The organism is Sporosarcina sp. P19 (genome assembly GCF_002743165.1).
In the GTDB taxonomy this organism is placed as follows: Bacteria; Bacillota; Bacilli; order Bacillales_A; family Planococcaceae; genus Sporosarcina; species Sporosarcina ureae.
Map to the genome: position 1 here is coordinate 64647 of NZ_PDYR01000012.1, position 15427 is coordinate 80073.

At 35.6% G+C, this 15427-nt stretch carries 12 protein-coding genes and 1 pseudogene; 11 read left to right on the forward strand and 2 right to left on the reverse strand.

The features are described 5' to 3' along the window. Positions 1–172: 172 nt before the first annotated feature. From CSV74_RS12725 to CSV74_RS12750, 6 genes are all read left to right on the forward strand, one after another. Positions 173–805 (forward strand): GntR family transcriptional regulator, encoded by a 633-nt coding sequence (locus tag CSV74_RS12725; RefSeq protein WP_255408343.1) that lies wholly within the window; start codon positions 173–175, stop codon positions 803–805. Between the two features lie 88 nt (positions 806–893). Next, entirely contained in the window at positions 894–1940 is a 1047-nt protein-coding gene (locus CSV74_RS12730; RefSeq protein WP_099691935.1) for a TRAP transporter substrate-binding protein, read from the forward strand. Between the two features lie 78 nt (positions 1941–2018). After that, a complete protein-coding gene (locus CSV74_RS12735) occupies positions 2019–2534 on the forward strand; it encodes a TRAP transporter small permease (protein ID WP_099691936.1) in 516 nt (171 codons plus the stop codon). Positions 2535–2552: 18 nt separating this feature from the next. Continuing rightward, positions 2553–3821 carry a TRAP transporter large permease gene (locus CSV74_RS12740; protein WP_099691937.1) on the forward strand — a complete coding sequence of 423 codons (1269 nt, stop codon included), beginning with the start codon at positions 2553–2555 and terminating at the stop codon, positions 3819–3821. Positions 3822–3856: 35 nt separating this feature from the next. Continuing rightward, positions 3857–5278 (forward strand): amidase, encoded by a 1422-nt coding sequence (locus CSV74_RS12745; protein WP_099691938.1) that lies wholly within the window; start codon positions 3857–3859, stop codon positions 5276–5278. 507 nt (positions 5279–5785) lie between these two features. After that, positions 5786–6682, forward strand: coding sequence for an AEC family transporter (locus tag CSV74_RS12750; protein WP_099691939.1), 897 nt, complete (start codon positions 5786–5788; stop codon positions 6680–6682). Between the two features lie 138 nt (positions 6683–6820). On the opposite strand, the gene CSV74_RS12755 is transcribed toward CSV74_RS12750, so the two are convergent. Beyond that, the gene (locus CSV74_RS12755) at positions 6821–8164 is read right to left on the reverse strand and encodes an ATP-binding protein (RefSeq protein WP_099691940.1); all 1344 of its coding nucleotides are present in this window, start codon (positions 8162–8164) and stop codon (positions 6821–6823) included. A gap of 276 nt (positions 8165–8440) precedes the next feature. Here CSV74_RS12755 and sda point away from each other — a divergent pair, with 276 nt between their 5' ends. Continuing rightward, positions 8441–8557, forward strand: coding sequence for a sporulation histidine kinase inhibitor Sda (gene sda, locus CSV74_RS12760; protein WP_081657949.1), 117 nt, complete (start codon positions 8441–8443; stop codon positions 8555–8557). Between the two features lie 130 nt (positions 8558–8687). On the opposite strand, the pseudogene CSV74_RS12765 reads toward sda, so the two are convergent. After that, positions 8688–9361 (reverse strand): annotated as a pseudogene (locus tag CSV74_RS12765) (isocitrate/isopropylmalate family dehydrogenase); the annotation flags it as partial. A 507-nt stretch (positions 9362–9868) separates the two neighbouring features. Between CSV74_RS12765 and CSV74_RS12770 the strand changes: the two are divergent. The 4 genes from CSV74_RS12770 (at position 9869) to CSV74_RS12785 (ending at position 15352) form a co-directional block, all read left to right on the forward strand. Continuing rightward, positions 9869–11776 carry a hypothetical protein gene (locus tag CSV74_RS12770; protein WP_099691941.1) on the forward strand — a complete coding sequence of 636 codons (1908 nt, stop codon included), beginning with the start codon at positions 9869–9871 and terminating at the stop codon, positions 11774–11776. 1 nt (position 11777) lies between these two features. Continuing rightward, on the forward strand, positions 11778–12626 hold the full coding sequence (locus tag CSV74_RS12775) for a hypothetical protein (protein ID WP_099691942.1): 849 nt from the start codon (positions 11778–11780) through the stop codon (positions 12624–12626). Beyond that, on the forward strand, positions 12616–13377 hold the full coding sequence (locus tag CSV74_RS12780; RefSeq protein ID WP_099691943.1) for a hypothetical protein: 762 nt from the start codon (positions 12616–12618) through the stop codon (positions 13375–13377). The genes CSV74_RS12775 and CSV74_RS12780 overlap by 11 nt, the downstream gene beginning before the upstream one ends. Before the next feature lie 301 nt (positions 13378–13678). Further along, positions 13679–15352: a DUF262 domain-containing protein gene (locus tag CSV74_RS12785; protein WP_099691944.1), complete on the forward strand. Its 1674-nt coding sequence runs from the start codon at positions 13679–13681 to the stop codon at positions 15350–15352. Positions 15353–15427 lie beyond the last annotated feature (75 nt).

The window sequence follows — 15427 nt, forward strand, 5'->3', positions numbered from 1 at the left end:
CAGATTATTTTATTAGTTTGAATCTAAAAAAGAAAAAAATAGGTTGTACTTAGAAAAGAAATACTAAATATTTTTAAATAAATAGAATATTCTGTATTATATACAATGTATAGACTTTATTTTCTAAATAGTATATATTATTAAAAAGTGATGAAGGGGAGCAAGTAAAATGATGTATCCGAGAAGTCAAAAGACTCTTAAGAAGGATGTATATCTAAAAGTGAAAGAAGACATCACAAATGGCGTGTTAAAAGATCACGTCTCTATAACTCAAAAAATGGCGCTAGAACTTTACGGGGTAAGTGGAACGCCATTTCGTGAAGCGGTACAAATCTTAGAATCTGAAGGTTGGGTTTACTCGCTACCTAACAAAGGTGTGTATGTAAGCCCTTTAACTCAAAAGGATATTGATGAATTTTTCGAGCTAAGATGTATTTTTGAATGTGCAGTTGCCAAAAAGGTTAGTAAAACAATTACTGATGAAAAAATAGAAGTATTTCAAAAGCTAATTGATCAAATGCATACTGATACAAGAATACAAAGTGACTTGGAGTTCACTAACTTAGATTTTCAATTTCATAAAAGACTAATCGAATATGCTGAAAACAATAGACTTTTAGTTTTAAGTGAGCAAATATATGACATGATGAAAAGAATAGGAAACATCGTATTGAAAGGACCTTCCAGACGAGAAGAAGTAATAATAGAACATACAGATATATTGCAAGGGTTATCTAACGGAGAATATGAAAGCGCAATCACGTACCATTTAGATCGTGCTAAACACAAATTAAGAAGTATTTAGTGAGTAGGTATTAATTTAACTGAAAGGAGGTGTGAAAAAGAGTTTGACATAGAATAGCCAATAATAAAAATGTATAGGGGGAATTCCATTGAAAAAACTAAGAGGATTACTAATAACTACTATAATGGGTGTTTTATTACTTGTACTTGTTGCGTGTGGTGGAAATGATACAAAAGAAGAGTCAGGTGGTAGTGGCGGGAATGCAGATGGAATAGAAAGTCTAACAATTAAGCTTTCGCATGAAGTTGCCGAAAACACATCGCAACAAGCGGGTTCACTAGCTTTTAAAGAATATATCGAAAAAGAATCGGATGGAAAAATAAAAGTTCAAGTATACCCAAATGGTCAATTGTTTGGTGATAAAGATGTCTATCAAAACTTAGTAGCAAATAACGTTCAATTTACTCAGCAGGACATGTCAAAGTTAGTTGGTGACGACCCACGCTTTAACTTAGTTTCATTACCTTTCTTATTCAAAGACAATGATACAGCAGCAGAGTTCTGGGATGGAGAAAAAGGGATGGAAATCCTAGCGGCACTTGAGAAAGACGGTGTATTAGGATTGGCAATGTGGCCAAACGGACCTAAGCACTTTACAAACGATAAAAAACCACTTAAGTCTCCAGAGGATTTCAAAGGATTGAAATTCAGAACTCAGGGTGGACAAGTTCTTGAAGACGTATTTAAAGCTGTAGGAGCTAGCTCTGTTACTATTCCATTCACGGATTTATATACTGCTTTGCAACAAGGTACAGTTGATGGTCAAACCAATACATTCGTGAACATTGATTCTAAAAAGTTCGATGAAGTCCAAAAGTACATGACACTTATTGGAGACACTCGAGTAGATGTTGGATTCTTTGCTAATAAAGAATTTATGGATGGATTAAATGAAGAAACACGCGAAATTGTAGATGGTGGAATCAAAGCAGGAACAGATGCAGCTAGACATGCGGCGAATGAGATGGCTGATGAAGCATATGAGGCTATTAAAAAACGTGGGAATATTGAAATCTATGAACTATCAGATGAAGAAATTCAGACATTCAGTGAACTTTGGGAACCTATTTATGAAAAATACACACCCATTATCGGAGAAGAATATATTAAAGCTGCACAAGAAACTGAGAAATAATAGTCTAAATAATAATAGCGACAGAATTAGGATATTGTAAATAATTCTGTCGTTTATTAAATTGAAAGGAGCGATTATATGAAAGATAAAATATTGAATACATTAGAAGTATTTGAGGAATTCGTGGCCTCTTTTTTCTTTGTAATCGGATCCGTTGTATGTCTGATTGGGATATTCATGCGATATGTAATGAATCATCCTTTAGTTTGGACGAATGAAGTTTTTGAACTATTAATGGTTACTGCAATTTTCATTGGTTTTGGTATAGCGTTAAAAGATGATCAGCATATAAAAGTAGACTTAATTTACGAGAAAATGCCTAAATCTATAAAGAAGGTATTCAACATTATTAGTAATCTTCTAGGGGCTATATTTAGTATTTACCTGGCTGTGATGGGTGTTGAGATGGTTAGTGTAGCCCATGATCAAATGAGTATTAGTATTGATTTGGGTATTCCATTATGGATTACTTATTTGGCAATGCCGATTGGAATGAGCCTACTAGGAATATATTTTGTTGTAAAGACATATCGTGCGATCTTAGGCAAGGATTTAGAAGAAGATACAACCATTAATATTGAAAATCTATTTTAAAGAAAGGAGGAGTACAATATGAATACAACAGTGATCTTAGTATTATTATTTATAGTTTTAGTTCTATTAAGAGTACCTATTGCAGTTGCGCTAGGCTTATCCAGTATTATTTCACTCACACTAATAGACTTCACCATGTACCCCGTCATACATAAAATGTTTGTCTCCTCAAGTTCTTCTGCTTTAATGGCAATACCGGGATTTATATTTGCGGGTATTATTATGGCGAGAGGTGGAATATCATATCATTTAATTGAGGCTCTAAAGTCATGGATTGGTCATTTAAGGGGAGGTTTAGCTCTCGTAACAATACTAGCCTGTATGATTTTTGCCGCGATTTCAGGCTCTAGTCCGGCCACTGCCGCTGCAGTTGGCGGAGTAATGATTCCCGGAATGGTTGAGGCAGGGTATAGTAAACGATACTCAATGGGACTAGTTGCTGCGGCAGGTACGTTAGGAATATTATTACCTCCTTCTATTCCATTAATTATTTATGGGGTTGTCTCCGAACAATCGATAGGAAAACTCTTTGCTGCAGGTATCATTCCTGGTATTTTACTAGGTGTTATTTTGATGGTAGCAGCAGTAGTTAATGCAAGAATTAAAAACTATGGTCAATTACCTAAACAAGATATGTCAGAGAGACTGCGTAAGACGCGTAAAGCATCCTGGGGATTTTTCCTGCCTATATTAATTCTTGCGGGGATTTATTCAGGAGCAGTTACTCCAACTGAGGCGTCGTTCGTTGCAGTATTATATTCATTTGTGATATCAACATTAGTTTATAAAGAAATGAAAATGCCTGTTTTTAGAAAAATAGTTAAAGAGTCTATCAATATTACAGCCATGATTTTCTTGATTATATCTGCGGCTACAATTTTCGGAATGTTCTTAACGACAGAGCAAGTTCCACAAGATTTGGCTTATTGGATACAATCTACTAGTACAAATAAATGGGTCTTTATTATAAGTATAAATATATTGTTCTTTGTATTAGGTATGTTCTTGGATGCCGTTTCTATCATCTTAATTACGTTACCAATCTTACTGCCAATCTTATTACTGTTCGATATTAACTTAATACATTTTGCAATTATTATGACTATAAATATGGAGTTAGGGATGATTACCCCACCTGTGGGCTTAAACTTATTCGTTGTAAGCGGAATTTCTAAAGAGAGGATAGGGGAAGTCGTCTATGGAGTTTTGCCATTCTTTGGTCTTTTATTCATTGGACTTGTATTGGTAATAATCTTCCCAGAACTTTCTTTATTTTTAACACGCTAAAGCTGAATGTAGAATTATAATGGAGGTTTTAAAAAATGACTAAAAATGATGATATTTTAGCATACGGATTGTCTGAGGTATCCGAGCTCATCAGAAAAAGAATTATTTCACCAGTAGAACTGATGGAGAAAATGTTGGATCGAATAAACAGTATTGATTCGAAGCTTAATTCATTTATTGAAGTCTTATCGGCTGAAGAAGCTATGCGCCAGGCTAAACAGGCAGAAGAAGAAATGCAAGCAGGTTTATACAAAGGGCCATTACATGGTATTCCCATTGGTGTTAAAGATATGATCAAGACAAAAGAAATGAAAACCACCATGGGATCGGAAATATATAAAGACCAATTTGCAAATGAAGATGCTTTTGTAGTAGAGAAGCTAAAAGAAGCTGGAGCTATAATAATCGGTAAGCAAAATACTCATCAGTTTGCATATGGGCCAACGGGAGACCGTTCTTATTTTGGCGCTGTTCATAATCCTTATGATTTAGAAAAGATGACTGGTGGTTCTAGCAGCGGCTCTGCTGCAGCTGTAGCTGCATGTATATCATATGGAGCGTTAGGCACTGATACAGGCGGTTCGGTAAGAATACCGGCATCATTTTGCGGCATTGTAGGTATGAAGCCGACATACGGAAGGGTAAGTAAACGTGGCGTCTATCCATTATCATGGAATCTAGATCATGTAGGACCATTGACAAGAAGTGTATTGGATAATGCTTTATTGCTAAATGTGATTGGAATCTATGATAATGAAGACATTCTGGCAGCGTATCGCGAACGAGAGGACTTTATTACGGGTATATCAGATGGAGTGAAGAACCTTACCATAGGATTACCGGAAAAATTCTTCTTTGATGATATGAACCCTGAGGTCCGAGAAAGTGTGGATAACGCAATCGATACTTTACGTCAATTAGGTGTTAATTTCATTGATGTCGAATTACCTGACATGGAAGAGATTACAGAATGTCAAAGAGTTCTACTGCGAGCTGATGCATATGAACTCCATGAATCCCACTTAGAGAAATATCCAAATCAATGGGATGATGAAGTGAAGGAGAGACTGTTAACAGGTGTGGATGAAAAGTCATTCTTATACTCAAGAGCTTTAAAAGTACGACAGAAGGCCAAGAATGAGTTGGCTGAAGTGTTTAAACAAGTAGACGCAGTATTGACTCCTACAGTTCCTATCCTTCCACCAAAAATCGATGGGCGCTACGTAGAAGTCGATAAGTATAATGAAGAGCATATTCGTTGGTCTATCTTAAAGCTAACAGCACCTACTAACTTCACAGGATCACCGAGCCTATCTATACCATGCGGATTCTCAAAAGAAGGTATGCCTATTGGCGTGCAGTTGATTGGTAAGGACTTTGACGAAGCGCTATTGTATAGAATTGGCTATGCGTTAGAACAGAGTCTTTCAATTGATACGGCAAAAACTCTAGTGTAATCAAACCTTTTTAAATGACTTGGTTAGTGAATAATACCATATTTATGAGCCCTTGCATCTTTAAAGCTAATTCACCAAAAAGTAGTGCACCTCCTAAGTTCCTGTATAATGTGAATTATGGCTAACGCATTAACAGGCTGGAGAAGTGCTCTATGTTTATAAAAAAATGAATTCATTTTAAATCTGATTGATCACTGAAAAATGAATTTCACTTTGACTTATTGCTTATTACTTATTGCATATAATGCCAGTGAAATTGCAATTTATCATCTCACACAGCCCAAATTATCTAAAATAGATTCATTAATTATCTCATAAGTCTTTTAAAAATATTTAAGATAGATAATTTTTAAAAACTCATTTTGAAATTGATTTATTGTAATAAAAATTAAAATCCCATATAAAGAGACAATCTACAGGATTACGATTAGTATTGAATCTATAAGGAGGCTTTGTAGTTCATCAAAGCCACGTAATGGAAATGATAGAATCGTTAGAGGTGTATAAATGGGATTATTTTTCACGGTTATTTTACCGATTATTTCAGTATTCATAGTGGGGTTCATTTTACAAAGAGTCAAAGGCTTACACATAAAATCAATTTCTTCTCTTTCGATTTACATACTATCGCCGGCTCTAGTCTTTACTTCCTTATATAAGGCAGACTTTAATGCGAGCTATATGACGATCCTGATTTATATGTTTGCTCTTTTTTACGCAATGGTTTTACTCAACAAAATCATTGCGAAAATCTTTAAATGGAATAAGAAAGTAGAGAGTGCTTCGATCCTGGCTACAGGTTTCATGAATTCTGGAAACTACGGTTTGCCGGTCGTGTTATTTAGTTTAGGAGAAAAAGCGCTACCTTATGCCATATTCATCATGGTCATACAATCACTGCAAAATAACTTCTTCGGTGTGTATTATGCATCACGCAGTACGAGTGGCATCGGTCGATCGATAAAAATGGTCTTCAAAATGCCGACAACGTATGCCGCGATTTTCGCTTTCATTTTCCAGTATTTCAGCATTACGGTGCCGGAATCCATTATGTCGACTACGTCCATGGTGGGGGATGCAGCGATTCCCGTGATGATGATTATGCTAGGGATGCAACTTGGATCGGTTGTTCGTAAGAAACCCAATTGGCAAGTGGTCATTTCAGGCGTAGTATTGAAAATGGTCATTGCACCTATACTTGCGTTTATATTCGTCATGTTCGTAGGAATGGATCCTCTAGTAGGTACAGTCCTCATCATAATTTCAGCAATGCCTACAGCGGCCACGACGACTATGTATGCGATTGAATTTGATACTGAGCCGGAACTCGTTTCCATGATTACGTTAATATCTACATTGCTTAGCATTATCACATTAAGTATTCTGTTGAATGTCATTATTTGAACGAACTAGCAATAAACAGATTCAGAAAATCTCAAAATAAAAAGAAGTTGGAGCCCGAAATGGCTTCAGCTTCTTTTCGTTCCAATCAACTAAGTGAAAGTATTAAAACAGGGGGAGTATGCAATGGTGTAAGCCTAGTTATAATTTCGGCAAACTAACTGTAAAGGTCGTCCCTTTACCAACCTCAGTATTTAGCAATAAGTTTCCATTATGATCTCGAATGATTTTTTCACAAATCAACAATCCTAACCCTGTTCCATCCACTTTTGAAGACATGAATGGATCACCTATTTGACTTAGGATTTCATCAGGGATACCTGGACCATTATCGGAAACATCAATAGTCACGTCATCCTGATCGTCTTTCACATGAAGCGTGATGGTACCAGTTTCCATAGCCTCCACCGCATTTTTGATTAAATTAATAAATACTTGTCTGATTTTTAATTCATCACCAAAAATGGTCATTTGGGTATTATCCGATTTTACATGCATGTCGATGGCTTTCTTGCCCATATCCAATTCCATCCGCACCTTAACCACTTCGATTAATTCCGAAATATTGATCACTTTTTGATTGACTACATGGGTTTCAGCTAAGGATAAAAACTTAGATGCTGTTTGTTCTATTTCTGTTAATCCTTTTTTGATCCCATCAAATTGTGCTTGAGTAGCTTCACTACGATCACTAGCAGTGAGATCCAATAATTGTAGTCGACCTTGAACGACCGTAAGAGAGTTGCGAAGTTCGTGGGCAATGATAGACGCTAATTTTCCGGTGATGTCTAATTTATCTCGACGCGTATCATGGTTTCGTAGTTCATTTTCAAACTGCAGTTGTTTTGCAATCCCTGTATAATGAACAGGCCCTTTTTTATATAAATGCGAAGGTGAGAAGTCTGTATCCGTCATATGGTATTCATGGGTTTGCAAAAGTTCAATTAAGAGTGAACCGGATAAAGATAAACCTTCATATGCACACACAATAATGTAATTCTTTGCGATGTTCGCTACTCTAGAGAAAAAATCGTCAAAGTTCTGTTCGTGTAATGCGATACAAGGAATTAACGTTTTTTTACTCTGAAGCCGCCATGTCGCCAATCCCCACACGCGAAGTACGCATTCTTCTGTCACATGAGAATCAAAAAAAACATTTAAATTCTTTAAAACATGCTCAGCATTAAAATTTACGTGCGTTTCGTATGCCGTGTCGGTATTAATAAAATAAATAGCATCCACTTGCTCTTCCGTATAACCGGCATTTCTAAGATTTTCTTTAACGGAAGCAAAAAAATGTGGCTGATCTACATACAAAATAGTGTGGTCTTTATCCAGCCCTTCCGCTACATAGGAGGTAGCATGTTCTATATACTTGTTACTATCTGTGTACGTATACACCACATGTCCTACTAGTAAGGATTCTATGCCTTTAATAGGTTCCTTTTTCCTGTTTGCATCGATCACGTCTGTAATTTTAAACACCTCCTCTCAATACAATGAATAATAAGTTATATTATACCATTATGTTTACTAGAAGTGACGCCAATTAAGTCATATTTTAGTACATTCATGGTATTCTGGGAGAGTCTTTAAAAAACATGGATTTGTGTGCCAGCAATATATGTTAAGGTGGGTGGGGGGTGAGCAACAAATCCACTGCAAAAAAACGTACACCAGAAGTTCAGCAAAAGGTTTAAATGCTTTATGTAAGGGGTATGGTAAGCAAGCGAAGTTCATAAACAAGAAAGCAGGTGCCTTATGCTAAAATTATCAAACGCTGCATTGCTCGAAGCCTATGAAAGCACAGAAGAAATACGTGTAGAACCAGAATTTATTCAACTACTTGAAGAAGAAATAAAACGTCGTGGTTTATAGATGCCATGGCGTTTTTGTTTAATATAGATAATCAAGAAGAAATTCGACGTGACACATATATTGATTCAATTAACTCCACAATCGCATCTCCCACTTCAATAGTAGTAGCTGTACCGCCTACATCAGGAGTCAGTGCAGCCGCATCGACCAAATAGCTTGCCGTCTCCACATATGGATACTCTTGACTCACTTCTTCAAACACTTGATTCCAGAAGACCATCAAGTAGTTCAATGCATTGGCTTTACTAATACTAGTCAACGTCTTCCCAAGATCTGAAGCCGTCTCACATGCATAGCGAATAATCCGCTCCGTCCCTTTACGAGAGAACACCCCCGTCTGCAACACCACTTCTTCCGGCTTACCTTTAACCAGCCAATCACCAGCACCCGCATATTCATCTTCACTATTATCCCGAATAAACAGCATATCAATTGTCTCTTTTGTCCCGTTCTCTATAGAACAAGGCGTACCGTTCAACAACTGAATCGGTCGGATATTGACATATTGATCGAACTGCTTCCGAATGATCAACAGTAAATCCCATAACGAAATATGATCAGTCACTCCAGGGAAACTAACCGCGCCTAAATAGATCACGTCAAACGTCGACAGCGCTCCATCCCGTCACTTGCCATCATCTGTCCATGCTCCAAGTAATACTCGCAGCCCCAGGGGAAGTAGGTGAATTCGAAGGTGAGTCGTCCGTCCAGTTCAGCTACGCGTTACATTACTTTGATGCCTTCGTCGATTACTTCTGGGTCGGTCCTGTCTCCGGCTATTACGGCTATTTTGAATGGTTTCATTTTGTCGCTCTTTTCTGTTTATTTGCATATTCTTTATCAGACTACCACTTGTAAATGCTACTTCACAGGGATATTCTCGGCTGCCCCCCACCACGCCATACCCAGCTGCCTAAGTCCTGCTGGATATGTCACACCTTCGACAAAGAAAAAAGTCACAATACTTCCGCGCGTTTTCATAATTCGTAGGACTAGACCCACTAAATAGAATGCCAAATGAAGTAAGGCGCTCACGAATAATATGGCGTTGGTAGCAGGATAGTATTGAATAACACCTTGATACTTTTCTTTTATACTACTCGCATTGTGTCATCTCTTTTGTGATTCATTTTCACTCAGTATAATCTAATGGCCTTAAAGAATATGTGAATTACCAAAAGGTATAATTTAACTACTCTCTATCAGGATTGATCCTCCCTAACTATTGTTTTATACTACTAGTATAATGAATTATTCTACTTAATTGAATTAATGGTTTATTAAATTAGTGAATATGCGTGAGGTGTAACAATGACATATTGGAATTTTTCTCCTATACCGAATATAGAAGAATCAAACTTTAATAAAATACTTGAACGGTTTTATAACCTTAAAATATCTGGTCTTATACGTGAAAATTTACAAAACTCTCTTGATGGAAGATTGTTGGAATCTAAAGAGCCAGTAAAAGTAATGATAAAAACAGGAATGATAAAGAGTAAGAACGTCCCTGGAATAAGTGAGGTAATTGATAGAATACATAGCTTGAAAGGACGAAATAGTTATACGACTGAAGCGATAAACCATATGGTGAAAATGGCGGAAGAGGAAGAAGTTCACTATATTTCTTTTGAAGATATCAACACCCGGGGGTTGTCTGGTGCTAAAAACGGTCAAAGTGATTCAACGAAAGATACATGGGCTATTTACGCATACAATAAAGGTGTCCATTCTGAAGAAGAGGACGCGGCTGTTGAAACATCTAGAGGTGGATCTCATGGTGTAGGTAAAATTGCTTCCAACGCTGCTTCAGATTTGAATGTAATGTATTTTGCCAACTGTGATGAATTTGGAGAACAGCATTTAGGCGGGACAGTACAGCTGATTGAACACGAGTATCAAGGTCAAAGTTATCGTTCAACAGGATACTTCGCGAAATTAGAGCACCTTGAAACAGGAAAGAATAAAACAAAGTTCTATCCGTTTCAGAATGATTTCAATGAAGTCTTTGAAAAGAAGACACGTGGTTTGAAAATTATAATTCCTTTCCTAAGAAAAGAATATAGTGATCCACGGGAGATTATTCGAAGCGTTTGTGATAGCTTTTTCGTATCTATCATACTCAATAAATTAGAAGTAGATGTAAACGGTAAATTGATTAACGCGTCTAATATAGAAGAATTTGTAAATAACTCTGAGTACTATACACAAAATATTGCAGATATGAAAGCGGAGTTTACGCCACTTTATGTTAATACATATTTAAAAGAAGAACCGAAAGAGATTAGTGTATCAGACGGTAAAGAAGATTATACATTCAATCTCTACTTTAGATATGACGAGGAAATCCCCAAAGGTCGTGTAGCAATAGTTAGAACGATTGGGATGAAGATTGAAGATAAAAAGGTTAAAAATAAAGCTAATCAGCCATTCAATGCTGTGTTAATAGGTGGAATGAAAGAAGATGCTTATTTAAAATCACTAGAGAACGAATCGCATACCGAGCTATCGGTTGATCATATGAAAGATCCTGATCTTCAAAGACGTGCGAAAAGATTTATAAACAATCTATCTAAAGAAATAACTATTATCCTGGATGAAGCTATTAGAGAACAGAATCCTACAGACGGAAAGATGGATACTAAAGATATTTTGTATGTATCTGAAATTCAATTAAAGAAAGAAGTATCTAAGGCGATGGGTGCAGTAGTTATTGATAAGAAGAAACCAGTTATTAAAGTACAAGATGATTCATTGCCACCAAATGAAAAGAATACAAATAAAGGTAAGAAAAAAAGAAAGACACCTAATTTGATCAAACAGGTCAAAAGAGATACTGCAGTGGGTGATGACGTGGATACTCCAGAAGAGAAATCGTTAAGTTTATATACAGTCCACCCAAACACTGTAGAGCGGGTGGTAGTAGGCGATAAGGAGATAGTGCGCTTTAATCTATCCAGTAATAAAGATGTGAAAAAAGCATCCAGCTGTAATGTAGGGATATCAATTATTGATGGTATGGGAAAAGAGTACAAAAATGCATTTCGATTAGATGAAAATTATAGCGAGGTTCATGATAAATTGGCGAATGCTAAATGCTCGTTGAAAAACAATAAAATTAATAAAGTGACAATCAATCAAGGTATAGCTGAATTAACGTTTAAATTAAAAAGTGACTATAACCGAGCATTGAAATTTGTTTATTACGTAGAGGTGTAAAATGATATACAAAAAAGATGCTAACTTTCCCTATCCAGTTCTAACGAATACATCCAATAGTTATGAGAGTGGCGGATTTACGTTAAATGTTGATCTAAAGGAAAATACCGATAACTATCGTTTTGACATAGAACTTGAAATAGAATCAGACTTTTTGAAGGAGTTGCTTTCTACCAGAAAAGCGAAGCTCTATCTCGTAGTTCAATCGAAAGACAATAAATTTTACGAAGTGGATCTAAATACAAAGTTCATAGATATACCTAAGACAAGAATATCTATAAACAATCGAACTTCACTTCAAATGAGTATTCAATCAAAAGAAGAGATTACGTTTGCATATAATAATGATATTAATAGTTTCTTTAAAGAATTTAGAGAAGAAATTGTAGTTTCACGATACGCCATCCTTGGATTTTCAAATACAGTCATTTTTGAAGGAAGCTCATCAAAACCGTTTGATTTGTTTGAAAGAAAAGTAAATCCAGCGCTATCATCTGCTATTAAAATAGAGCTGGGTAGTGAGACAATCATTATTCATTATCGAGATGCAGATTTACAGTTTGTCGGCTTGCCGATGAGTGGGAACTTTAATAATCCTTACATCTATATAGGGCTTCAGAAAGCGTTATCCCGCTTCATTAGTAATTATGGCGAAGATGGTCAGGTATATTTAGATGATATAGATCTACCAACTGATCAATTGGATGTAAAACTGTATAGACTTATGAAGGCGAAAATGGTTTTTGAATTAACAACTGAAACTATTGATGAAGCAATTTATAATATCTCCGACAAAGTCATTGAGAAGTATGCACTAGCTGTAAAGGGGTTGGCTACGAGTGGAGATTAGAATATTAGAAAAAGGATATAAAAAGAATCCAGAGTTTTATCAAGATTTTTTAGATAACAAGATCGCGGATAAGGATGAATATTTCTCTAATGAAACAGTGAATATACAATCTGCACCTGAATTTCCGTTTTACATCGCAAAAAAGAATGATGCACAACGAAAAGTATTATTTCTAGAAGCATTCAATACGGTTGAAGAATATTATCTGTCCAGCGATAGAGATTTACACTTGGATGAACAGTTTTGGCACTCCTTGTTAATTTTGAAAAAACGAGATTTCTTACTAGAAGAGTATCCAGAGATTAAAGAAAGCATAGAGAATTTTAATAATATAGTAGTGAAAGACTTTGACTGGGAGAACTATATTTATAAATCAGTACTAGCTGCTGAATACATTTCTGATATGGTGACGGATGAGACAGAGCGACAGCGTTATTATGAAATTATTATAGATAACTTAGATCTATATAATTATATGATAAAGTACGAAGTCTTCAGAAGTAAGCAATTCGTATTTAACATTTTAACAATTGTAGATGAGCTGGGAATTTCAAGTCTATTGAAGAAAAAGATTATAGGTCGTAGTGATTTGGCAACCGATACAAGAATTGGACGACAAGTTCTGTTTGAGTTTAACAAGAATTATCCTGTTGTGATGTCTCCAATGATGGAGAAAGATGAGTTGAAAGAATTATTTGTGGAGTACTTGGGGTATTATACAAGTGTTGAGCAACTAGAAGCTCTTGTTTGATAGTGGCGCTAGTATGTATTCCTTAAATTATTATTTGTCGTTGTAATACTAAGCAATGAAAAACAACCTGAATCCTTAGGAGTTAGGTTGTTTTGTTATGTATTCTGCTTTACACTTGCTGTTATAAATGTTGAGAAATCAGTATTTATTGTATTTGCATTATAACATTTGTGGTTTAAGGGCAATAGTTGATATAGAGACACTAGTTATTAATTGAAATATGACATGTGAAAAAACAATCATGCTTGAGAAACGTTGTTTCAACTTAAACCGATGACTAATTACAAAGGAGCTATCATAAATGAAGCAAACTTTAAACGCTAAGGAAATGCCTTTATATAAAGTGTTTTCTGATGATTATTTATTTACAATTCCAGCAGTTCAGCGTCCTTATTCATGGACAACAGAGGAAGCGGGAGATTTACTAAATGACTTGGTTGATTATATCAATCGAAATAATATTACAGAGGATAATATTGATACAATTAACGAACCCTATTTCCTTGGTAGTCTAGTGCTGGTTAATACCTATAAAAATAAATATGAAGTTTTGGACGGACAACAACGATTGACCACTCTGACCATATTGTTAGCTACTTTAAGAGACTATTTGTCCAATGATTACGGAAAGTTTATTAAGGTAATGATTAGACAAGAAGGTAATAAATTAATCCAAACTAAAGATGAAAATCGTATAGAGTTACGAAAGCGTGATCAGGATTTTTTTCAACAGTATATTCAAACTGATAAAGGGACATTGCAACTCAATAAATCTCTTGTTGGTAAAACGGATAGTCAGAATATAATCCGTGACAACGCATTATACTTTACTGATCAAATTAATATGCTTGATCCAAATATAGTGCGTGCCCTTCCGGGTGTAATAGCATCTTTATGTTATATGGTTATAGTTTCAACATATAACTTTGATTCAGCATTTCGAATTTTTACTGTGCTGAACGACCGAGGACTGGATTTACTCGAGAGTGATATATTTAAAGCTAGGGCAATAGGCGACGTACCTCAGAGTGAACAAGAAGAGTATACGAAAAAGTGGGAAGAAGTTGAGGTAGCCTTAGGCCGTGATCGGTTTAATAAACTCTTTGATCACATCCGGATGATTATACAAAAACGAAAAGGAAGTTCGAATTTAAAAGATGAATTCGAAAAGATATTTGAAACAATGGACGGTAAGCACTTTATTAACGATGTTTTACTACCGTATAGTGAAATATACATAAATCTGATAGACTTTCACACGCAATATAGAGGGAATCCAGAAATGATAAAACTCTTGAGTTTAATGAATCGAATAGAGAATTCTGATTGGATACCACCTGCGATGTTTTATATACACAAAGACAATACTCATACACAACAGTTTTTAGAACGTCTCGAAGCCCTAGCAGCTACAGCAATGATTTTGAGAAGAAACTTTAACTGGAGGATGTCTAAGTACGCAGCAATTCTTAAAGAGATAGATAGCGGATTAAATGTATTTAGTAATAATTCAAGTTTAGCAATTCCGTTAGAAGATCGCCGAAACATTATTGAACTGCTAAATGGAGATGTATATCTAGAATTAAAAGATTCTGTTAGAAGATATATATTATTACGATTGGATTCACTGCTGTCTTCTGGGCAACCTTTTTACGATCAAAAAATTATAACAGTTGAGCATATTTTGCCGCAAAATCCAGAGCGAAATAGTACATGGTCTACAAGCTTTTCTAACCCGGAAAAGTATGTGCATAAATTAGGTAACCTTGTCCTATTGACTAGAAGAAAAAATGCACAAGCAAGTAACTTTGAGTTTCCTAGAAAGAAAAGCTCGTACTTTCAGTCATCTAAAGGTGTCTCTACCTTTGCGATTACTTCTCAAGTAATTCAAGAGGATGAATGGACACCAAGTATTATCGAGAAAAGACAACAGAAACTAATCAATCTTTTAGTTAAAACATGGAATTTAAAATAATCATAAAAAATGCACCCTAATAATTTGAGAGAAACTCTCTTTATTGGGGTGCACTTTTATTTACTAGAGTTAGTG

Excerpts from the sequence above, each read along its gene's own strand:
- CSV74_RS12750 (WP_099691939.1), top strand. The coding sequence starts at position 5,786 with ATGGGATTATTTTTCACGGTTATTTTACCGATTATTTCAGTATTCATA.
- CSV74_RS12770 (WP_099691941.1), top strand. The coding sequence starts at position 9,869 with ATGACATATTGGAATTTTTCTCCTATACCGAATATAGAAGAATCAAAC.
- CSV74_RS12775 (WP_099691942.1), top strand. The coding sequence starts at position 11,778 with ATGATATACAAAAAAGATGCTAACTTTCCCTATCCAGTTCTAACGAAT.
- CSV74_RS12740 (WP_099691937.1), top strand. The coding sequence starts at position 2,553 with ATGAATACAACAGTGATCTTAGTATTATTATTTATAGTTTTAGTTCTA.
- CSV74_RS12745 (WP_099691938.1), top strand. The coding sequence starts at position 3,857 with ATGACTAAAAATGATGATATTTTAGCATACGGATTGTCTGAGGTATCC.
- CSV74_RS12725 (WP_255408343.1), top strand. The coding sequence starts at position 173 with ATGTATCCGAGAAGTCAAAAGACTCTTAAGAAGGATGTATATCTAAAA.
- CSV74_RS12735 (WP_099691936.1), top strand. The coding sequence starts at position 2,019 with ATGAAAGATAAAATATTGAATACATTAGAAGTATTTGAGGAATTCGTG.
- sda (WP_081657949.1), top strand. The coding sequence starts at position 8,441 with ATGCTAAAATTATCAAACGCTGCATTGCTCGAAGCCTATGAAAGCACA.
- CSV74_RS12785 (WP_099691944.1), top strand. The coding sequence starts at position 13,679 with ATGAAGCAAACTTTAAACGCTAAGGAAATGCCTTTATATAAAGTGTTT.